The organism is Streptomyces sp. NPDC001880 (genome assembly GCF_053594575.1).
Genome location: NZ_JBSFET010000040.1, coordinates 41,431 through 60,987 on the forward strand (window position 1 = coordinate 41,431; position 19,557 = coordinate 60,987).

A 19,557-nucleotide genomic window follows, 5' to 3' on the forward strand; every position below is an offset into this window, starting at 1 on the left:
TGCCTCTGCCGACCGTCTTGCGTCCATTGTCGCGGCGCCCCTACGCCGATTTTGTGCCACGACTAAACAAATTATGGATCGGCCCTACCGGGGGGCCGGGTGGAAACACCGCCGAACCTCCGTCGGCCCACCTCCGTACCGCCCTGACCGACTGGTTCTCGCTCCCGGTGGCCCTCACCACGGTGGCTCTGCCGGCCACCGCCGCCGCGGCACCGGGGTACGGAGCACACAAGGCGGCCCACGCGTGAGCGGCCGGACTCACAGCGCCGGGAAGCCCGTACCGCCGGCAGAATCGGGCCATGGAGATCACCGACCACATCGAGTCCCTGACCGCCGATGGACAACTGCTGGCCGCCGCCGCGCAGGAGGCGGGGACCGGGGCGCGGGTGCCGACGTGTCCGGAGTGGTACGTACGCGATCTGCTGCGGCACACCGGGATGGTGCACCGCTGGGCGGCCGCGTTCGTCACCGAGGGCCATACCTCGTACCAGCCGGACGGCGGGGAGCCTGAGCTGGACGGGCCGGAACTGCTCGACTGGTTCCGCGAGGGCCACGGCCTCCTCGTGGACGCACTGGACACCGCACCGTCCGGGCTGGAGTGCTGGACCTTCCTGCCCGCGCCGTCCCCGCTGGCCTTCTGGGCCCGGCGGCAGGCACACGAGACCACGATCCACCGAGTGGACGCGGAGACGGCGCGCGGCGGACGGCCGTCACCCGTCCCGGCCGCTCACGCGGTGGACGGCATCGACGAGTTGCTGCTCGGCATGCACACCCGCCCGAAAAGCCGGGTGCGCTCCCCGGAGCCGCGTTCCCTGCGGGTACGCGCCACGGACGCCGATGCCGTGTGGACCGTACGGCTCTCGCCGGAACCGCCGCACACCGTACGGGCGGTCGGAGCGTCCGAAGAGAGGTCCGTGGACTGCGAGTTGAGCGGATCGGCCGAGGATCTTTACCTCACGCTCTGGAACCGGCTGCCACTCACGGCGGTCACCGTGACGGGCGACCCGGAGCCCGCGCACATCTGGCGCGAGAAGTCCGGGGTCACCTGGTCCTGACCGCGGGCCGGGCGATGAAATCGCCGGCGCCGAGGCTGTGCCGGTGCAGCTCGCGTGCGGATCACCCTCACCTTTCGTATGCCGTGGTGATCCTGCCGTCCATGCTGCTGCTCGGTGCGGCCTGTGCGCTGTGACCTCCCGTCGCTCGACATCCGGACAGCCGAGGACGCGCAGAGGGTCTCGGTGCGGGACCGTCCGGCGAACGAGGAGGACGGTGCGCCCGGGTCAGCCCGGCCGGCCCGGGCGTACCAGCCCCGACTCGTAGGCGAGGACAACGAGTCGGGCCCGGTCGCGGGCGCCCGGTTTCACCATGGTGCGGCTGACATGGGCCTTACCCTGCACGCCCGGCTCCGTCGGCGGATTCCGCCGCCCGGCGGTACGTGAAACGGGGCAGGAAGAACTGCGTGATCGGCCCGACCAGCAATGCGTAGAGGACGGTGCCGACGCCCACTGTCCCGCCGAGGGCCCAGCCGGCAGCAAGGACCGAGACCTCCAGCGCCGTACGGACGAGGCGCATCGAGCGCCCCGTGACCGAGGCGGCCCCGGTCATCAGACCGTCCCGGGGGCCAGGGCCGAAGCGAGCACCGACATAGACGGCGACGGCGAACCCGTTGAGGAGGATGCCCGACAGCAGCAGCCCGGTCCGGGCCACCGGTCCCACGCTCTCGGGGATGAGCGCGAGACCCAGGTCCGATGCGCAGGCGAGCACGGCGATATTGGCGAAGGTGCCGAACCTCGGCCGCTGATTGAGCGGAATCCAGATCAGCAGCACCAGAACCCCCACGACGGCGGTGATGGTGCCGAAACTCAGCGACGAGTGCCGCTGAAGCCCTTCGTAGAGAACGCTCCACGGATTGACACCCAGCGCCGCCCGGACAAGCAGGGACAGGCTGAATCCGTACAGCGCCAGTCCGACGAACAACTGGGTCAGACGCCGCAGGGGGCGTTCGGCGAGTGACACGTAACCGAGAGGCGGCAGCGGAGGGCCGCCCTTGTGCGTGTTCTGCTGCCGCCTCGATGCGGTGGCGATTCCCATGGCTGCTCCTCAGGCTCTCCGGGTGCTCCTTGCGCCCTCGGCGAGTCTGTAGAGTCGGCGGCGGCAATTGGATGGCCAATACGAGGAGAGTGGTATGGCAATCATGGCCAATATGTTGTGGGCGGCCAGGTGAGCAGCCCCTCGCGATCCCTCAGCGGACGACAACTGGCCAGTTTGCTGCCCGACCTCACGGGCGCGCGGCCGGTATACCGCGAGCTGTCCGAAGCCATCAGCGCGCTGATCCTCGACGGCCGGATCGCCCTGCACATCAGGCTGCCCGCCGAGCGGGCACTGGCGGCGGCCCTCGATCTCAGCAGGCCGACCGTCACCGCGTCCTACGACCTGCTCCGCACCAACGGGTACGCACACAGCCGCCAGGGCTCCGGCACCTGGACGGCTCTGCCCGCGGGGGCACTGCCCCAGCACGTCGCCCGTGCCCTTCCCGCCCCCGACACCGTCATCGATCTCGCCAGAGCGGCCCCGGGCCTGCCCCCGCACGTGCTGACCGAGGCCCTCGACAGGGTCACGCCCCAGCTGGCCGTGTACACACGCTCTTCCGGATACCACCCGTACGGACTGCCGGAGCTCCGGGCCGCGGTCGCTGAGCGGTTCACCCGGCGAGGGCTCGCGACCGTTCCCGAGCAGGTCCTGATCACCTCCGGCGCGCAGCACGCGCTGACCCTGGTTCTCGGGCTCCTGGCCACCCCCGGCGACCGGGTCATGGTCGAGAACCCGTCGTACCCCAACGCTCTGGAGGCCATGCGCCGCGAGCGCCTGCGCACTGCGTCCGTGCCGGTGTCGAACCATGGCTGGGACGTCGAAGCCATCGAGGCCGTCCTGCGCCGGACGGTCCCGCGACTGACCTTCCTCATGCCGGACTTCCACAATCCGACGGGCCTGCTGATGCCCGAACAGGACCGGGTCCGCGTCCTGCGCGCTGCCCAGGCCGCCGACAGTTGGCTGGTGATCGACGAGACCATGGCCGATCTGGCTCTCGACGTGCCCGCGCCCCGCCCCTTCGCCGCCTCCGCGGCGCAAGGCGGGGGCAGCAGGGTCATCACCATCGGCTCGATGAGCAAGACCCACTGGGGCGGCCTGCGCATCGGCTGGCTGCGTGCGCCCACGCAACTCGTGGCGGAGCTCGCGGCCCAACGGATCGTCTCCGATCTGGGCGGCTCCGTGCTGGACCAACTTCTGGCGCAAGCGCTGCTCAGCAGCGCCGAGGATCTGCTGCCCGCCCACCTCGCGCGGGTGCGCGAGCAACGGGACGCCCTGGCAGCGGCATTGACCGAATACTTCCCCCAATGGCAGTGGCAACTACCGCCGGGCGGGCTGTCGTTGTGGGTCGATCTCGGTGAACCCATCGCCTCCGTCCTCGCCGAGCGGACGCTGGAGTACGGCGTACGGATCGAGAGCGGCGCCAGGTTCACCACCGATCCCGGCGTCTTCGAGAACCGTCTGCGCATCCCGTACACCTGGCCGTCCGAGACCCTGCGCGAGGCGATCCAGCGCATGGCCCTGGCCAAGGAACAGGGGCTGAAGGCCCCGTCGCCTGACCGCCGCCCGCACTGGGTGGTGTGACGGGCCCGCCCGCGCCGACGGGCCTTCCGGTCCACCGGCAGCCTCGCCGCGGGCCGGCCGGGGACATGCCCCGGGGAGGTGTTCGCGCCTCCGGCGCATGCGGATCAGCAGGTGAAGGGCGGGCCGTACCTGCGGGGCCTGCTGCTGGACGGGCGGCGGAGGCCGATCCAGCCGATGGCCGGACTGCTCGGTGTGGACGATCAGCAGTCGCAGCAGTTCCTGTCCTCGTCGGCCTGGCCGGTGTCCACCGTCCGGGCGGGGCCGGCCCGCCGGGTGGTGGCCGTGGTGCACCGGCAGGTGTGTGTGGTGGACGACACCGGCCTCCCGAAGCCCGGGGTGGCCAGACAGTGTTCCGGCACCCGGGGCAGGGTCACGAACTGCCGGATCGGGGCCGGTGTCCACACGGCGTCCGACACCGCGTCATGCCCGCTGCCCTGGCGGCTGCATCTGCCCCGCGGCTGGAACGGGGCCCAGGCGCCTGACCGACAAGCCCGCCGCCCGATCCCGCCGCCCGATCCCGGCGGGCGAGCACCACCGGGCGAAGTGGCAGCTCGCGCTGGACATGCTCGGGCATCCCTCCGCCTTGCTGTGCACCGGATCTGACGCCGCGCGCCGATCACCGGGGATTACGCGACGGTCTTCGGCAGACCGACCGTGCGGGCCAGTTCGGTGACGGCTTCCCGGAAGAAGACCTCCCTGGCCTCCACCACCCGGTGGAACTGGCCGAAGACCTCGAAGGAGATCAGCCCGAACAGCTGTGACCAGGCGGCGATCAGCGGGGCGGCGACCTCCGGCGGAAGGCCGGGGGCGAGCTCGGCGGACATCCGCTCGGCCTCGGCGCGCAGATCGTCGGCGAGCGGCGGCAGGGCCAAGCCGTCCGTGCGGCAGGCGTCCGTGACCACGGCGATCAGAACGAAGCCGACGCGGGAGGCGGGGCCGATCGTGGCCTGCGGTGCCGTGTAACCGGGCACGGGCGAACCGTAGATCAGGCCGTACTCGTGGGGGTGGGCCAGCGCCCAGTCACGCACGGCGCAGGCGACGGCCACCCAGCGGGCGAGGTGGGGGGCGGCGTCGGCACTGGCGGTCCGGTGGGCGGCCTCCGCGATCTCACCCACGGAGTCGTACGCGTCGACGATCAGGGCGGTGAGCAGCTCGTCCCGGCTGGGGAAATAGCGGTAGATGGCGGACGACGCCATACCGAGCTCTCGTGCGACGGCGCGCAGCGACAGCTTGGCGGCGCCCTCGGCCGCGAGCTGCTTCTTCGCCTCGTCCTTGATTGCGGCGGTGACCTCGATGCGGGCCCGCTCTCTGGCTCCTCGGACAGTGCTCATGGCCCTCAGTCTGCCATGAAAGCAGAGCACCGACCAAGAACGAGAGCAGTGCTCTTGCTTTTGAGCACCCATCTCGTGCACACTGATCTCAAGCGAGAGCACCGCTCTCAAAGCACCGAGGGGTCACCATGTCTCAGCCGTACTACCTTCAGGGCAGCGCTCTCAACGTCCGGATGAATGGGATCGTCGGCTGGCTCGCCCGCCACGGCCTCAGTCTTTTCGGCTCGGCCGAGATGTCGGTGCGCGGCCGCAAGAGCGGTCAGATGCAGCGCATCCCCGTGAACCCCCACTCCCATGGAGGCGCGCAGTACCTCGTCTCCGCCCGGGGCCACTCCCAGTGGGTGCGCAATATGCGCGTCGCCGGCGGCGGCGAGCTGCGGGTGGGCCGGAAGACCTGTGGCTTCACAGCCGTCGAAATCGCGGACGACGAGCAGAAGATGCTGGTCATCCGCACCTACCTGGAGCGGTGGGGCTGGGAGGTCAAGGACTACTTCCAGGGCATCACCGCGAAGTCCTCGGACGCCGAACTGCTGGCGGCCTGCCCGGACCACCCCGTCTTCCGGATCACCGTGGAGGGCTGACCGTGCGGCCGGCCCCTCCCCGGCCCCGATCCGCCGGGCGATGTCCGCCCGGCCGGGGTCTGCCCGGCCCCGATCCGCCGGGCGGACGACGCTACTTCCGAAACACGCCCTAGCGATCCATCGCGGACAGGGCCCGCTGGGCCAGCGGGTGCGTACGGACCAGCTCGCCGAGCGAAGTCGTGCCGCGGGTGATTCCGGCAAAGGCGTTCCAGGCCGGGCGGAATCCGGTCAGCACCGCGTGCAGCACCCCCGGGCGGCGCTCGAACAGCTTCAGCATGCGCCGTCCGACGCCCATCTCGACACCGAGGCCCGCCTTGATGGCGAAGGCGTAGTTCAACGCCTGGCGCCGGGCGTCCACCGCGTCGTGCGACTCCGCGATCCGGACCGCCCACTCACCGGCGAGCCGCCCCGACCGCAGCGCGAAGGAAATCCCCTCGCGGGTCCACGGCTCCAGCAGCCCCGCCGCGTCGCCGCACACCAGCACCCGCCCGCGTGACAGCGGCGAGTCGTCGCTGCGGCAGCGCGTCAGATGCCCGGAGGAGATCTTCGGCTCGAAACCGGCGAGGCCGAGCCGGGCGATGAAGTCCTCCAGATAGCGCTTGGTCCCCGCCCCGTCGCCCCGCGCCGAGATCACACCGACGGTCAGGACATCGCCCTTGGGAAAGACCCAGCCGTAACTGCCGGGCATGGGGCCCCAGTCGATGAGCACCCGCCCCACCCAGTCCTCGGCGACCGTCGCCGGAACCGGGATCTCCGCCTCCAGGCCGAGGTCCACCTGGTCGAGCTTCACCCCGACATGGGCTCCTATCCGCCCCGCGCTCCCGTCGGCACCGACGACCGCGCGGGCCAGGACCGTCTCGCCGCCGGACAACACCACGGCGACCGTGCGCCGGTCGGGCACCGAGGCGCCGTGCTGCTCGACCCTCGTCACCGTCGCGCCGGTGCGCAGTTCGGCGCCCGCCTTCTGCGCCTCCTCGACCAGACCCGCGTCGAACTCGGGACGGTTGATGAGGCCGAAGAGCATCCGCTTGGAGCGGCGGGTCCGCGCCAGCCTCCCGTTGAGCGAGAAGGTGACCGCGTGGATCCGGTCCCGCAGTGGAAGTTCGAACCCGGGCGGCAGCGAATCACGCGAAAACCCGATGATGCCGCCGCCACATGTCTTGTACCGGGGAAGCTCCGCCTTCTCAAGGAGCAGCACCCGCCGACCGGCGACTGCCGCCGCGTATGCCGCGGAGGCTCCGGCCGGTCCGCCGCCGACTACGACGACATCCCACACGGACGACTCTTCGTGCTCCTGTACGGCGTCTGCGTTCTCGCTGCTCACGATGTGCTTCTGCTCCCGATCCCACCAGTGGCCCATGCTGCTCACGGCATCCTACGGCGCGTTGCTCCCGGCCCCCGCTGTGGGAGGATCGACCGTGCGTTCGTCCTGCATGCGCCACCGCACACTCGGTGCACATGCAGCCGGATTCACACATATAACGTCGCACCGACGAGGAGCGTGCCCATGACCGCCCATCCGATTTCCGAGACCATTGCCTCGCTGATGCCCCGTGCCAAGGCGGAGCTGACCGAGCTGGTGGCCTTCCAGTCGGTGGCGGATCCCGCGCAGTTCCCGAAGAGCGAGTGCGAGGCGGCCGCCGACTGGGTCGCCGACGCGCTGCGCGCCGAGGACTTCCAGGACGTCGCTCTTCTCGACACCCCCGACGGCACCCGGTCGGTCTACGGCTTCCTGCCCGGTCCGGCCGGCGCCCCGACCGTACTGCTCTACGCGCACTACGACGTGCAGCCGCCGCTCGACGAGTCCGCCTGGCTCTCCCCTCCGTTCGAGCTGACGGAGCGCGACGGCCGCTGGTACGGGCGCGGCTCGGCCGACTGCAAGGGCGGCTTCATCATGCACCTCCTCGCCCTGCGCGCCCTCAAGGCCGACGGCGGCGTCCCGGTCTCCGTCAAGGTGATCGCCGAGGGTTCCGAGGAGCAGGGCACCGGTGGTCTGGAGCGGTACGCGGAGGCGCACCCCGAGCTGCTGGCCGCCGACACCATCGTCATCGGCGACACCGGCAACTTCCGGGTCGGCCTGCCGACGGTCACGGCGACGCTGCGCGGCATGACGATGCTCCGGGTCACGCTCGACACCCTCGAAGGAAACCTGCACTCCGGGCAGTTCGGCGGCGCCGCCCCGGACGCGCTGGCCGCGATGATCCAGCTGCTGGCGTCGCTGCGCGCCGAGGACGGCACCACAACCGTCGACGGGCTCACCACGGACACCGAGTGGGACGGACTCCAGTACCCGGAGGCCGATTTCCGCAAGGACGCGAAGGTCCTCGACGGGGTGGGGCTGATCGGCACGGGCACGGTCGCCGACCGCATCTGGGCCCGGCCCGCCGTCACGGTCGTCGGCATCGACTGCCCGCCGGTGATCGGCGCGACACCGTCCCTCCAGGCGAGCGCGCGGGCACAGGTCAGCCTGCGGGTCCCGCCGGGCCAGGACGCCGCCGAGGCGACCGCGCTGCTGACCGCCCACCTCAAGGCCCACGCCCCATGGGGGGCCAGGGTGACGGTGGAACAGGTCGGTCAGGGCCAGCCGTTCCGCGCGGACACCTCCAGCCCGGCGTACACGTCAATGGCGCAGGCGATGGAAGTCGCGTACCCGGGCGAGAAGATGCAGACGTCCGGCATGGGCGGCTCGATCCCGCTCTGCAACACCCTCGCCGCCCTCTACCCCGAGGCGGAGATCCTGCTGATCGGCCTGAGCGAGCCGGAGGCACAGATCCACGCGGTGAACGAAAGCGTCTCGCCCCAGGAGCTGGAGCGGCTGTCCCTCGCCGAGGCACTGTTCCTGCGCAACTACGCCGATTCCAAGCGCGCCTGACCAGGCGTCACCGATCGCGCCGCGTTCCGCCGGGCCGGGCCCGGACCACCCTCCCCCGGGGCGGTCCGGGCCCGGTTTCACAGGATCGGCCCGTGACAAAGGGGACGGGGATCGGCTGGGCACCGCCGACGGAGGCTGAACGACTGCTTCAGGAGTCCGCGGCGAGCGGGAGCAGGGAAGCGGTGCTCGACGCGCTCTCCGCCTCGATGCTCGCCTCAGCCGACCGGGACTCCGGCCTCCAGGTTGAGCACGGTTGACCGCTCGCGGGCGCGCAGCGCCCAGCGCAGCCGTTCGTACCGGGTCGGGGGCAGCAGGGTGGCCGCTTCCGCCTCGGTGACGAACCGCCAGCCGCGCAGTTCGGATCCGGGCAACAGCAGCCGCTGGGCGTCGGCGCCGGTCAGCAGGCCGCCGTCGAAGAGCAGCCGCAGGCCCCCGTAGCCGGGCGGGCTGGGGGCCTCCCAGTCGACGACGAGGAGTTTCGGCACCCGGTCGAGATGGATGCCTATCTCCTCGGCCACTTCACGGATCCCGGCCTGGGCCGGTGCCTCGCCGGACTCGACCACTCCGCCGGGGAATTCCCACCCGGGCTTGTACGTCGGGTCGACGAGCAGTACCCGGTCGTACTCGTCGAAGAGCAGTACGCCGGCCGCCACGGTCTCCGCGGTCGGCTCGGGTGTCTGCACGATCTCGCACGGGGTGGCGGCGCCGCTGCTGACCGCCTCGGCGATGCGCTCGGCCGTTCCGTACGGGGTGAGCGCGCCGGTGTCGATGACGTGGGCGTCCCGGCTGAGCCAGCCGAGCGCGACCCGGAAGGGCTCGATGTGCTGGTAGGCCCACTGCCGTACCCGTTCGCTGTGCTCCGGGTCGGCGGGATACTCCACGCGGTCGGCGATCCGCTTGCGCAGGATCGTTTCCTCAGGTGAGAGCAGGACGTGGCGCACCGCGATGCGCCGGGAGGCCAGTCCTCCGAAGATCTCGTCGCGGTACTCCTGTCGAAGCAGAGTCATCGGCACCACCAGCACACCGGACACCTCGGCGAGCAGGGCCGCCGCGGTGTCCACGACCAGTCGCCGCCAGATCGGCAGGTCCTGGAAGTCCGTCACCTCGGCGAGTCTCTTCTGGGGCAGCAACTGCCGCAGCTCCCCGCCGATCAGTTCGGGGTCGTAGAAAGTGCTGTTCGGGATCAGATCGATCAGTTCACGCGCGGCGCTCGTCTTGCCCGCGCCGAACGCACCGTTGATCCAGACGATCACGGTTCCCCCTCCTCCGTAGCCCCCTGTGGCTTGCCCGCAACACCCTGCCGCGAAAACCCGGCTGTGGCGATGCTTGTTCCCCGCCCGAAACCGCCGGCTGCCCACGGCCGACGCCCGTTCGCATGCGTCCGGCGATGCGCACGGCCGTAGCGGTGAGGCGTGGAGGTCGTTGGAGCGGACCTGTCCGACCGACGACCAGGGGGTGCAGTGTGCGTCGCACAGTGCATGAGCGGTTTCCCCGCAGGAGGGCCGCGGGGCAGTTGGCCTGCGGAGGAGTTCGCGGCCGCCCGCCGCTGCGCGGGCGTCGCGGTCGAGGTGGTGATGGTCTGGAACAGGACGCGTTTCTGGCGGTCGTTCCGCAGCAGTCGCCGGACCGAGACTGCTGAGGCCGGGGCCCGGTCCGAAGCCGCGTGCCATTCGACCGGACGGGCCGGGGACGGCCCCCGAAGAGTCACCCCGCCTCTCCCCTTCCCTCACCCTTCCCTCACCAGCGGAGCAGGTGGATCCGTTCTCCGCGGCGGCCACAGCCCCCACCCCTTACCCCTTGCTGGAGCCCAGGGTGAGGCCCGCGATGAAATGGCGCTGGAGCAGCAGGAAGACCACGATCGTGGGCAGGGCGACGATCACCGAGCCCGCGGCGAGCAGGTTGTAGTCAGTGAAGAACTGGCCCCTGAGGTTGTTGAGCGCCGAGGTGATCGGGAGCTTGTCGCCGTCGGAGATGAAGACCAGCGCCCACAGGAAGTCGTTGTACATCCAGGTGAACTGGAGCGTGCCGAGCGCGGCCAGGGCCGGGCGGCACAGGGGCAGTGTGATCCGCCAGTACTGGGTCCACACGCCCGCGCCGTCGACCACGGCCGCTTCCAGGATCTCCTGCGGCAGGGTGCGCATGAAATTGGCCAGGACGAAGACGCAGAAGCCGAGCTGGAATCCGATCTGGACGGCGACGACGGCCCAGTACGAGTCGAACATCGTCATCGAGTCGGACATCCAGTAGGGCAACGGGATGCGGTTGAAGACCACGTACAGGGGCGTCACGATCACCTGTTGCGGCAGCAGGTTCCCCGCGGTGAAGAGCATCAGCAGGACGAGCCCGCCGCGCATCCTCAGGCGCGCCACCGCGAAGGCCACGAACGAGGCGAGGAAGAGGGTGACGAGCACCCCGGGAACCGCGATGATCATGGTGTTGACGAAGTATTTCGTCATGCCGGAGTCGGTGAACGCCTGCCGGTAGTAGTCCAGGGAGAGGTGGCGGGGCAGCGAGAAGTAGCCGTGCTCCGAGGTCTCGTCGTACGGCCGCAGCGAGGCGTACACCGCGAGCAGGAGCGGGGTGAGAAAGGCGAGGGAGACCGCCGTCAGGAAGGCATGGACACCGATCCGGCCGGCGCGGTTCCGGCGCCGGGCCGCGGCGGGAACCGGCGGCGCCGGCTGGGCGGCGGGGCGGGCGGGGGCGGCTTCGACGGTCAACGGTTCTTCTCCCCTCGGAGCTCCTGGACCAGATACGTCACGACGAATCCCAGGGAGACGGCGAGCATGACCACGGCGATGGCGGAGCCGAAACCGATCCGGCTGGCCTCACCGATGATGTTGTCGGTGACGAGCACCGAGAGCAGTTCGAGTCCGTTGCGGCCGTGGTTGACCGCGTACACGATGTCGAACGCACGCAGGGACTCGATGACGGTGATGACGCCGACGATGACATTGACCGGCCGCAGGGTGGGCAGGACGATGCGGAAGAAGGTCTGGGCCTCGCCCGCTCCGTCGATCGCCGCGGCCTCCTTGAGCGAGGGGTCGACGGCCTTCAGGCCGGCGAGGTAGAGGATCATCACATAGCCGGTGTGCCGCCAGGCGGCGGCCAGCAGGACCATCCAGATGTTCAGGTCCGGGTCGCCGAGCCAGTCCGTCGGTGAACCCCTGTCCCCGATGACCGCGTTCAGTGCGCCCTGGTCGCGGGAGAAGACCAGTTGGGCGATGAACCCGACCACGGCGAGCGACAGCACGACGGGCATGTACAGCGTCGACTGGTAGAAGCGGCTGAAACTCACCCCCCGGTCGATGAGCACCGCCAGCAGCAGCCCGAACGGGGCGGCCACCAGGCCGAGGAAGGCGAGCCAGAGCAGATTGTGCCGGGCCGCGGGCCAGAACTGCGGGTAGTTGGTGAAGAGATTCTCGTAGTTCTGCGTACCGACCCACTTGATGTCACCGATGCCGTCCCAACCGGTGAAGGAGAGCACCACCGAGGCGAGGGTCGGTCCCCAGACGACGACGGCGTCGAGCAGGACGGGTATGCCGAGCAGCACACCGAGTACGGCGAGGTCGCGGCCGGTGAACCGCCGCGCGGCCCGCCTTCCGGTGCGCCGGGCCGGGGTCAACGACACGGTCGGTACTCCAGATTCGGTCGGATGCCATCGGGGTCGTCCGGGGTCAGTCGGCGGCGAAGATGGTCTTCTTCTGCCGTTCGATGTCGTTGACCAGTCCGTCCACGTCGTTCGGGTCGCTGATGAACTTCTGGATCGCCGGGATCATGACCGTGGAGGAGAAGTCCGGTCTGGTGTCCCGGTCCAGGAACTGGGAGATCTGCTTCGCGCCGGAGACCAGCTCCACGGCCTTCTTCTGAAGCGGTGAGTACGCGGAGATGTCCGCCAGGTCGCTGACCGCGATGTTGTTCGGGTCGCTCTTGAGGTAGATGTCCTCGGCCTTCCCGGTGGCAAGCCACTTGAGCAGGTCCTTGGCGCTCTCCAGGGTCTTCTTGTTCTTGAGGTTCTTCGACTTCTTCGCCAGCAGGAAACCGTCGATGGGCGCTTCGACCGCGTCCTGCCCGTGCTCCGGGTTTATGACGGGGAAGGGGAAGAAGTCGATGTCGCCCTGTTCGCCCCTGGGGAACTGGGCGCCGGGGTGCGGCAGTCCGAAGACGGCCATGCCGGCTTCCTTCTTCTGAAGGCTGTTGGCGGCCTCCTGCCAGGTACGGCCGTTGGCGCCCTGCTGGCAGTACGGCAGCAGCCGGCGCCAGATGTCGAAGACCTCCCTGACCCGCTTGTCGGTCCAGGCGACTTCCCCCGCCATCAGGCTCTTGTGGAATTCGTAGCCGTTGGTCCGCATGTCGATGTAGTCGAAGGTGCCCATGGCGGGCCAGCCGTCCTTGTCGCAGAACGCGATCGGGTCAAGCTTGTCCTTCTTCATCTGCCGGGCGAGCGCCACGTACTCGTCGAGTGTCCTCGGCGCCTGATAACCGCGGTCGACGAAGAGGCTCTTGCGGTGGAAGACGGCCCACGGATAGTAGTAGTAGGGCGTGAGGTACTGCTTGCCGTCCGCCCCGGTGGACTGGTCCTTCAGCGCGGGCGAGAATCCTTTGTAGTCACGCCAGTTGTCGCTGATGTCGTGCAGCAGACCCTTTTCGGCGAAGAACTGCATCCGGTTGCCGGCGAACCACATGAAGACATCGTCCGGCTTGCCTTGGAGATACCGGCTGATGTTCTCCTGAAAGGTGTTGTGGTCGACAGTGTTGACCTTCACCTTTCGTCCGTCCGACTGCGCCTCGTACGCGGTGAAGGCGTCGGCGAAGGCCTTCTTCGGAACGGGATCGGAGGAATTCGAGCCCAAGGTGATGGTCTTTCCGTCGCCACCGGGACCGCCCCCGCAGGCGGTGAGCAACGCGGGCAGCGTCACGGCACCGGCACCAACAGCAGCACCACGCAGCAGACTTCGCCGGGACATCCGATGTCCCGCGACACTTCCCGGCACACCTGACCTGTCGCCATCAGACTGCGTCATGCCCAACTCCTCCGGAGATGCAACCCAACACAACCGAACGTGCGATTGGATCACACCCCCAAGCGACAGCGGCGTCAAGGGTTTTGACGAGATGTCTGACTACCGTCGCCCACCCCTCTACCAACAGACTTCAACACGCTCTAACGTAATCGCACGCATTGGCGTGCACACGTCGTCATCCGATCATGCACGAGTATGGAGGAACGTAACGATGCGTCATCTTCCAACCCGTACAACCAGAACCGGCCGCCGTGGAGTCATCATCGGAGCGCTGATGGCCGGGCTGTTGTGTGTCGCGGGCACGACCGTTCCCGCCCTCGCCGACTCGCCGGATTCCGCTCCCGATCGCGCAGGGGCACCGCAGTCCGAAAACGGCCTTGCGCTCACCCCACCGATGGGGTTCAACAATTGGAACTCCACCCACTGCCGGGCCGAGTTCGACGAATCGATGGTCAAAGGCATCGCCGACATCTTCGTCGAGAAGGGTCTCAAGGACGCGGGCTACAGTTACGTCAATCTCGACGATTGCTGGGCGAAGCCGCAGCGCAACGCGGAGGGCAAGCTGGAGGCCGATCCGCAGCGCTTCCCGAACGGGATCAAGGAAGTCGCGGACTATGTCCACTCCAAAGGCCTCAAGATCGGCATCTACACCAGCGCAGGCACCAAGACCTGCGACAGCGTGGGACTCCCTGGCGCGCTGGGCCACGAGTACAGCGACGCACAGCAGTTCGCCGACTGGGGCATCGACTATCTGAAGTACGACAACTGCAACAACCTGGGCGTCGACGCGAAGCAGCGCTATACGACGATGCGGGACGCGCTGGCCGCGACCGGCCGCCCCATCGTCTACAGCATCTGCGAATGGGGCGAGAACAAGCCCTGGGAATGGGCCGGTGAGATCGGCAACCTCTGGCGTACGACCGGCGACATCAACGACAGCTGGGGCAGCATGCTGTCGATCATGAAGAAGAACCTGCCCCTCGCGGCCGCCGCAGGTCCGGGGCACTGGAACGACCCCGACATGCTGGAGGTCGGCAACGGTGGCATGACGGACACGGAGTACCGCACGCACTTCTCCATGTGGTCCGTGATGGCGGCGCCGCTGCTCATCGGCTCCGATCTGCGCAAGGCGAGCGCGGAGACCTTCGAGATCCTCTCCAACCGCGAGGTCATCGCCGTCGATCAGGACCCGCTCGGCAAGCAGGGCACCGTGGTCTCCTCCGCTGGCGGGCGCTGGGTGGTCGCCAAGGAGATGCAGGACGGCAGCCGTGCCGTCGCCCTCTTCAACGAGACCGGCAGCGCACAGCGCATCGCGACCACGGCCGCGGCGGTGGGGCTGCCGAAGGCCGACGGGTACACGATGCGCGACCTGTGGGCGCACAGCTCGTACAACACGGCGGGCACCCTGGCGGCGACCGTCCCGGCGCACGGGACGGTGCTGCTGCGGGTCGCCGCCGACGGCACGTGGGCCGCGCATCCGCCCGCCGTGGAACTCGGCCTGGAATCCAGCCCGTTGATCGAGTCCGGACGCACCACCACGCTGACCACGACGGTCACCGGCCTGGGCCGTACCCCCGCCAAGAAGGTCTCGGCGCTGCTCACCGGCCCCGCGGGCTGGCAGGTGAAGGCGGTGTCGCCGACCGCTTCGCCGACCTTGCCGACCGGCCGTTCCCTGGCCACCCGCTGGCAGGTGACGGCCCCGGCCGGCACCCCCACCGGTGCGTACGACCTGACACTCGACTCCCGGTACCGCTCACCGGACGGAACGCGGGTGCGGACCACGGTTCCGTTGCGGGCCCATGTGGTGGTCGCGCCACCGGCGGGCGTCAACCACCTCGGCGATCTGCCGCAACTCTCCGCCGCCAACGGCTGGGGCCCCGTCGAGCGGGACACCAGCAACGGTGAGAGCGGTGCGGGCGACGGGCATCCGCTGACGATCGGCGGCACGGTCTTCGCCAAGGGCCTCGGCGTGCACGCCGACAGCTCCGTCGAGTTCTACACCGGCCGGGTGTGCCGCACCGTGACGGCACAGGTGGGGGTCGACGACGAGACGGGCACCAAGGGAACGGTCGCCTTCGAGGTCTGGGCCGACGGCACGAAGGCGGCGTCCACCGGTGTACTGACCGGCGCGACGGCCGCCCAGCCGGTCACCGCGGATGTAGACGGTGCGCAGGTGGTACGTCTGGTGGTCACCGACGGCGGGGACGGCATCGACTCCGACCACGCGGACTGGGCGGACCTGCGGATCACCTGCTGACGAGCGGTCGCGGTGGCGGCGAAGCCACGCGTTCGGCCGCCGGGCGGACTCCAGGAACAAGGTCCTGGAGCCCGCCCGGCGCTTCCTCGCCTGCCGCGCCGGTCAGCCCTGTGCCGCCGCGCCGCCCGGACCGACACGCGCCGCCGCGGCGGCCGCGCCCACCAGTCCCGCGTCGGCGCCCATCACCGCCGGCGTCACCTCGATCTGCCGGACGAAGGAGAGCGTGGCGTACTGCCGCAGGGCCCCGCGCAACGGTGCGAAGAGGATGTCGCCCGCACCGGCCACTCCCCCGCCGATCACCGCGATGTCGATCTCGACGAGCACGGCGGTGGCGGCGATCCCGGCGGCGAGCGCCTGGGCGGCGCGCTCGAACGAGGCGAGGGCCACCGGGTCCCCCGCACGCGCGGCAGCGGCCACGGCAGCGGCCGAGGCATCGCCGTCCCGTCCGGGCCGCCAGCCGGCCTCCAGCGCACGGCGAGCGATGTTCGGACCGCTGGCGATGCGCTCGACACAGCCGCGCGAACCGCAGGGGCACGGGGCGCCGTCCAGGTCCACGCTGACATGACCGATGTGCCCGGCGTTGCCCGTGGGGCCGGGGTGCAGCCTGCCGCCGAGGACGAGCCCGCCGCCGACACCTGTCGACACCACCATGCAGAGCACGTTGTCGTAACCCCGGGCGGCGCCCAGCCAGTGCTCGGCGGCCGTCATCGCGACCCCGTCGCCGACCAGCTCGACGGGCAGTGCGCCGACCGCCCTGCCGACCCGCTCCACCAGCGGGAAGTCCCGCCATACGGGGACGTTGACCGGGCTGACCGTACCGGCCGAGGCATCGACCGGGCCCGCGCTGCCGATACCGACCGCCGACACCCGCCCCCACAGCGGGGAGCCGGACAGCTCGGCAAGGACCTCTGTCACGGCACCCATGACCGTCTCGGCGCTCTCACGGGCGGGCGTCGGCCGCTGCGCCCGTACGAGAAGAGCGCCGTCGCCGTCGACCAGCGCGGCGGCAATCTTGGTGCCGCCGACGTCCAGCGCGGCAACGAGGTCGGTATGCATCGGTGTGGCTCCGTGAGTAGGGGGGCGGGGACCTGCGGCTTCGGGTAACAGTCTGCCCAGTCTTCATTCAGCTGACAACGTTGTCCAGGGCCTATGCTCGTCGGCACAGCCTCCGGTCGGCTCCGCGGCACCGCCCGCACAGCCTCCGGACCGCCCGCACCCCAGGACAGGACAGCGCACCGTGGCCGAGACCGCCCGTCACTCCGAGAACCGCTACGGCAACCGGCCGACCATGAAGGATGTGGCGGCCCGCGCCGGAGTGGGCCTCAAGACGGTCTCCCGCGTGGTCAACAGCGAGCCTGGGGTCACACCCGACACCGAGCGCCGGGTCCAGGAGGCCATCGAGGCACTCGGCTTCCGCCGCAACGACAGCGCGCGCGTCCTGCGCAAGGGCCGCACCGCCTCGATCGGCCTGGTCCTGGAGGATCTTGCCGACCCGTTCTACGGGCCGCTGAGCCGAGCAGTGGAGGAGGTCGCGCGGGCACATGGCGCCCTGCTCATCAACGGGTCGAGCGCCGAGGACCCGGAGCGCGAGCAGGAGCTCGTACTCGCCCTGTGCGCGCGCCGGGTGGACGGACTCATCGTGATTCCGGCCGGTGACGACCACCGCTATCTGGAGCCGGAGATCAAGGCGGGCGTCGCCACCGTCTTCGTGGACCGCCCGGCGGGCCGCATCGACGCCGACATGGTCCTTTCCGACAGCTTCGGCGGCGCCCGCGAGGGCGTCGCCCATCTGATCGCGCACGGCCACCGCCGGATCGGCTTCATCGGCGACCAGCCGCGCATCCACACCGCCACCGAACGGCTGCGCGGATACCACGCGGCGATGGCGGACGCGGGGACACAGGTCGAGGACTCCTGGGTGTCCCTCGGCTCGACCGATCCCGACCGGGTCCGGGCCGCCACCGAGCGGATGCTCTCCGGCCCCGAGCCCGTCACCGCCGTCTTCGCGGGCAACAACCGGGTGACGGTCACGGTGGTGCGTGTCCTGGCCGAGCAGGAACGCCGCATCGCCCTGGTCGGCTTCGACGACATCGAACTGGCCGATCTGCTCGGCATCACCGTCATCTCCCAGGACGCCGCCGCCGTCGGCCGCACCGCCGCCGAGCACCTCTTCCGTCGCCTGGACGGCGCCGACCACGCCCCGGCCCGGGTGGAACTCCCCACGACGCTCATCGCGCGCGGCTCGGGCGAGCTTCCGCCCTCCTGAGCCGTGCGGTCGGCGGTCAGGTGGGTGCTGAAGATCCGGCCGGGCCAGGATCTGACCGCACCCTAGGGTGCGGTCACCGTGAGATCGGCCCGCCGCGGCGACGCGAATGCTTCGAGCTCCGCCCGCGTCAGCCCGGTCAGTCGGGCGACCTCGGCGGTGTCCAGCGCACCGCAGTCGATACCGCGCAGGAGGTAGCCGCTGAGCGCCTTGGCCGTGGCGGGTTCGTCCATGACGTCCCCGCCGGCCTTGGCCACGTACGCGGCGAGCCGCGCGGTGGCCTGTTCCAGGCCCTCGCGGTAGAAGGTGTACACGGCCGCGTACCGGGTCGGCAGGTGGGCCGGGTGCATGTCCCAGCCCTGGTAGTAGGCGCGTGCCAGGGCTCGGCGGACGAGGCCGTAGTGGAGCCTCCAGGCCTCGTGGACCTGAGGGGTGGGGCCGACCGGGAGGACGTTGGTGGAGCCGTCCGAGACCCGTACGCCGGTGCCCGCGGCGGCGACCTGCATGACGGCCTTGGCGTGGTCGGCGGCCGGGTGGTCACTGGCCTGGTAGGCGGCGCTGACGCCGACGCAGGCGCTGTAGTCGAAGGTGCCGTAGTGCAGGCCGGTGGCACGGCCCCGCGCCGCGTCGATCATGCGGGCCACGGCGGCGGTGCCGTCGGCGGCGAGGATGGACTGGCTCGTCTCGATCTGGATCTCGAATACGAGCCGCCCGGCGGGCAGCCCGTGTGCCTGCTCGAACGCTTCGAGCAGCCGGACGAAGGCGGTGACCTGCTCGGGGTAGGTCACCTTGGGGAGCGTGAGGACCAGCCCGTCGGGCAGGCCGCCGGCCTGCATCAGACCGGTGAGGAAGATGTCCGTGGTACGGATTCCGCGGTCGCGTACGGCGGCCTCCATGCACTTCGTCCGGATGCCCATGTACGGGGCCGCGGTGCCGCTCTCGTATGCCTTCGAGACCAGCCGGGCGGCGCGGGCGGCGGCCTCGTCCTCCTCGGCGTCGGGGCGGGGGCCGTAGCCGTCCTCGAAGTCGATGCGGAGGTCCTCGACCGGCTCGCGCTCCAGCTTGGCGCGCACCCGGTCGTGGACGGGCCCGGCGAGTTCGTCCGGGATGCCGAGAACAGCGGCGAACGAGGCCGCGTCCGGGGCGTGCTCGTCGAGAGACCTGAGGGCCAGGTCGCCCCAGGAGCGAATGGTGTCCGCAGTGAAGGTGTCGCCGGGAACGTAGACCGTGTGGACCGGCTGGCGCGTACCCGGGTCCCCCGGGTAGCGGCGTGCCAGCTCGGCGTCGACCTCGGTGAGGGAAGCGCTGATCTCCTCGCCGACCGCACCTGCGAGGCTCGTTGCCACCTTCTCCTGCTGACTCATTTCCACACCCTCCACAGTCACACTGCTTCCGCTGGCTGGAATCAACAATCCGTATAGTGAAGCTACCGTCGGACCTGCGTCAACGGTGGTGGGAAATGGTGCGGGGCCGTGTGGTGCGTCAGTGGATGATCAACGCCTACTCGCTGGTCCAGTCGGGCCTGCTGCTCACGGCCGGCAGCTCCGCAGACCGCTACGG

General features: G+C 70.0%; 16 protein-coding genes and 2 pseudogenes. 8 read left to right on the top strand and 10 right to left on the bottom strand.

Annotated elements, in window-relative coordinates:
- Positions 1–80 precede the first annotated feature (80 nt).
- Positions 81–248: pseudogene (locus ACWCQ6_RS21695) on the top strand (MFS transporter); the annotation flags it as partial.
- Positions 249–299: 51 nt separating this feature from the next.
- Positions 300–1,055 (top strand): maleylpyruvate isomerase family mycothiol-dependent enzyme, encoded by a 756-nt coding sequence (locus ACWCQ6_RS21700; RefSeq protein WP_451091499.1) that lies wholly within the window; start codon positions 300–302, stop codon positions 1,053–1,055.
- Positions 1,056–1,280: 225 nt separating this feature from the next.
- Here ACWCQ6_RS21700 and ACWCQ6_RS21705 read toward each other — a convergent pair.
- Together ACWCQ6_RS21705 and yczE are read right to left on the bottom strand one after the other, a co-directional pair.
- Positions 1,281–1,388: pseudogene (locus tag ACWCQ6_RS21705) on the bottom strand (DNA-binding response regulator); the annotation flags it as partial.
- Complete coding sequence (gene yczE, locus ACWCQ6_RS21710; protein ID WP_451091501.1) at positions 1,387–2,091, bottom strand: membrane protein YczE; 705 nt, start codon at positions 2,089–2,091, stop codon at positions 1,387–1,389. The pseudogene ACWCQ6_RS21705 and the gene yczE, both read right to left, overlap by 2 nt.
- A 129-nt stretch (positions 2,092–2,220) precedes the next feature.
- On the opposite strand from yczE, the gene yczR reads away from it, so the two are divergent.
- Complete coding sequence (yczR, locus tag ACWCQ6_RS21715) at positions 2,221–3,672, top strand: MocR-like transcription factor YczR (protein WP_451091503.1); 1,452 nt, start codon at positions 2,221–2,223, stop codon at positions 3,670–3,672.
- 111 nt (positions 3,673–3,783) lie between these two features.
- Positions 3,784–4,275 (top strand): transposase, encoded by a 492-nt coding sequence (locus ACWCQ6_RS21720; protein WP_451091505.1) that lies wholly within the window; start codon positions 3,784–3,786, stop codon positions 4,273–4,275.
- Between the two features lie 23 nt (positions 4,276–4,298).
- Here the strand turns inward: ACWCQ6_RS21720 and ACWCQ6_RS21725 are convergent, their stop codons facing one another.
- Positions 4,299–5,003, bottom strand: a complete 705-nt coding sequence (locus tag ACWCQ6_RS21725; RefSeq protein ID WP_451091507.1) for a TetR/AcrR family transcriptional regulator — start codon at positions 5,001–5,003, stop codon at positions 4,299–4,301.
- A 128-nt stretch (positions 5,004–5,131) separates the two neighbouring features.
- Here ACWCQ6_RS21725 and ACWCQ6_RS21730 point away from each other — a divergent pair, with 128 nt between their 5' ends.
- The gene (locus ACWCQ6_RS21730; protein WP_451091509.1) at positions 5,132–5,584 is read left to right on the top strand and encodes a nitroreductase/quinone reductase family protein; all 453 of its coding nucleotides are present in this window, start codon (positions 5,132–5,134) and stop codon (positions 5,582–5,584) included.
- 109 nt (positions 5,585–5,693) lie between these two features.
- On the opposite strand, the gene ACWCQ6_RS21735 is transcribed toward ACWCQ6_RS21730, so the two are convergent.
- Entirely contained in the window at positions 5,694–6,908 is a 1,215-nt protein-coding gene (locus ACWCQ6_RS21735) for a geranylgeranyl reductase family protein (RefSeq protein WP_451091533.1), read from the bottom strand.
- 183 nt (positions 6,909–7,091) lie between these two features.
- Here ACWCQ6_RS21735 and ACWCQ6_RS21740 point away from each other — a divergent pair, with 183 nt between their 5' ends.
- On the top strand, positions 7,092–8,456 hold the full coding sequence (locus ACWCQ6_RS21740) for a M20/M25/M40 family metallo-hydrolase (RefSeq protein ID WP_451091511.1): 1,365 nt from the start codon (positions 7,092–7,094) through the stop codon (positions 8,454–8,456).
- A 215-nt stretch (positions 8,457–8,671) separates the two neighbouring features.
- Here ACWCQ6_RS21740 and ACWCQ6_RS21745 read toward each other — a convergent pair whose 3' ends face one another.
- The 4 genes from ACWCQ6_RS21745 to ACWCQ6_RS21760 form a co-directional block, all read right to left on the bottom strand.
- Entirely contained in the window at positions 8,672–9,709 is a 1,038-nt protein-coding gene (locus ACWCQ6_RS21745; RefSeq protein WP_451091513.1) for an NUDIX domain-containing protein, read from the bottom strand.
- A 537-nt stretch (positions 9,710–10,246) separates the two neighbouring features.
- Entirely contained in the window at positions 10,247–11,173 is a 927-nt protein-coding gene (locus ACWCQ6_RS21750) for a carbohydrate ABC transporter permease (protein WP_451091515.1), read from the bottom strand.
- Entirely contained in the window at positions 11,170–12,084 is a 915-nt protein-coding gene (locus ACWCQ6_RS21755; protein ID WP_451091517.1) for a carbohydrate ABC transporter permease, read from the bottom strand. The genes ACWCQ6_RS21750 and ACWCQ6_RS21755 overlap by 4 nt, the downstream gene beginning before the upstream one ends.
- A 46-nt stretch (positions 12,085–12,130) precedes the next feature.
- The gene (locus ACWCQ6_RS21760; protein ID WP_451091519.1) at positions 12,131–13,420 is read right to left on the bottom strand and encodes an ABC transporter substrate-binding protein; all 1,290 of its coding nucleotides are present in this window, start codon (positions 13,418–13,420) and stop codon (positions 12,131–12,133) included.
- Positions 13,421–13,688: 268 nt separating this feature from the next.
- Between ACWCQ6_RS21760 and ACWCQ6_RS21765 the strand changes: the two genes are divergently transcribed.
- Entirely contained in the window at positions 13,689–15,734 is a 2,046-nt protein-coding gene (locus ACWCQ6_RS21765) for an NPCBM/NEW2 domain-containing protein (protein ID WP_451091521.1), read from the top strand.
- A 102-nt stretch (positions 15,735–15,836) separates the two neighbouring features.
- Here ACWCQ6_RS21765 and ACWCQ6_RS21770 read toward each other — a convergent pair whose 3' ends face one another.
- Positions 15,837–16,790 (bottom strand): ROK family protein, encoded by a 954-nt coding sequence (locus ACWCQ6_RS21770; protein WP_451091523.1) that lies wholly within the window; start codon positions 16,788–16,790, stop codon positions 15,837–15,839.
- Positions 16,791–16,971: 181 nt separating this feature from the next.
- Here ACWCQ6_RS21770 and ACWCQ6_RS21775 point away from each other — a divergent pair, with 181 nt between their 5' ends.
- Positions 16,972–18,000, top strand: a complete 1,029-nt coding sequence (locus ACWCQ6_RS21775; RefSeq protein WP_451091525.1) for a LacI family DNA-binding transcriptional regulator — start codon at positions 16,972–16,974, stop codon at positions 17,998–18,000.
- 62 nt (positions 18,001–18,062) lie between these two features.
- Here the strand turns inward: ACWCQ6_RS21775 and ACWCQ6_RS21780 are convergent, their stop codons facing one another.
- Entirely contained in the window at positions 18,063–19,361 is a 1,299-nt protein-coding gene (locus tag ACWCQ6_RS21780; protein WP_451091527.1) for a DUF6986 family protein, read from the bottom strand.
- Between the last annotated feature and the right edge of the window lie 196 nt (positions 19,362–19,557).

Bases quoted from the DNA above. Each gene is read 5' to 3' on its own strand.
- ACWCQ6_RS21760 (WP_451091519.1), bottom strand. From the start codon at position 13,420: ATGTCCCGGCGAAGTCTGCTGCGTGGTGCTGCTGTTGGTGCCGGTGCC.
- ACWCQ6_RS21740 (WP_451091511.1), top strand. From the start codon at position 7,092: ATGACCGCCCATCCGATTTCCGAGACCATTGCCTCGCTGATGCCCCGT.
- ACWCQ6_RS21730 (WP_451091509.1), top strand. From the start codon at position 5,132: ATGTCTCAGCCGTACTACCTTCAGGGCAGCGCTCTCAACGTCCGGATG.
- ACWCQ6_RS21780 (WP_451091527.1), bottom strand. From the start codon at position 19,361: ATGAGTCAGCAGGAGAAGGTGGCAACGAGCCTCGCAGGTGCGGTCGGC.
- yczE (WP_451091501.1), bottom strand. From the start codon at position 2,091: ATGGGAATCGCCACCGCATCGAGGCGGCAGCAGAACACGCACAAGGGC.
- ACWCQ6_RS21725 (WP_451091507.1), bottom strand. From the start codon at position 5,003: ATGAGCACTGTCCGAGGAGCCAGAGAGCGGGCCCGCATCGAGGTCACC.
- ACWCQ6_RS21765 (WP_451091521.1), top strand. From the start codon at position 13,689: ATGCGTCATCTTCCAACCCGTACAACCAGAACCGGCCGCCGTGGAGTC.
- ACWCQ6_RS21700 (WP_451091499.1), top strand. From the start codon at position 300: ATGGAGATCACCGACCACATCGAGTCCCTGACCGCCGATGGACAACTG.
- ACWCQ6_RS21770 (WP_451091523.1), bottom strand. From the start codon at position 16,790: ATGCATACCGACCTCGTTGCCGCGCTGGACGTCGGCGGCACCAAGATT.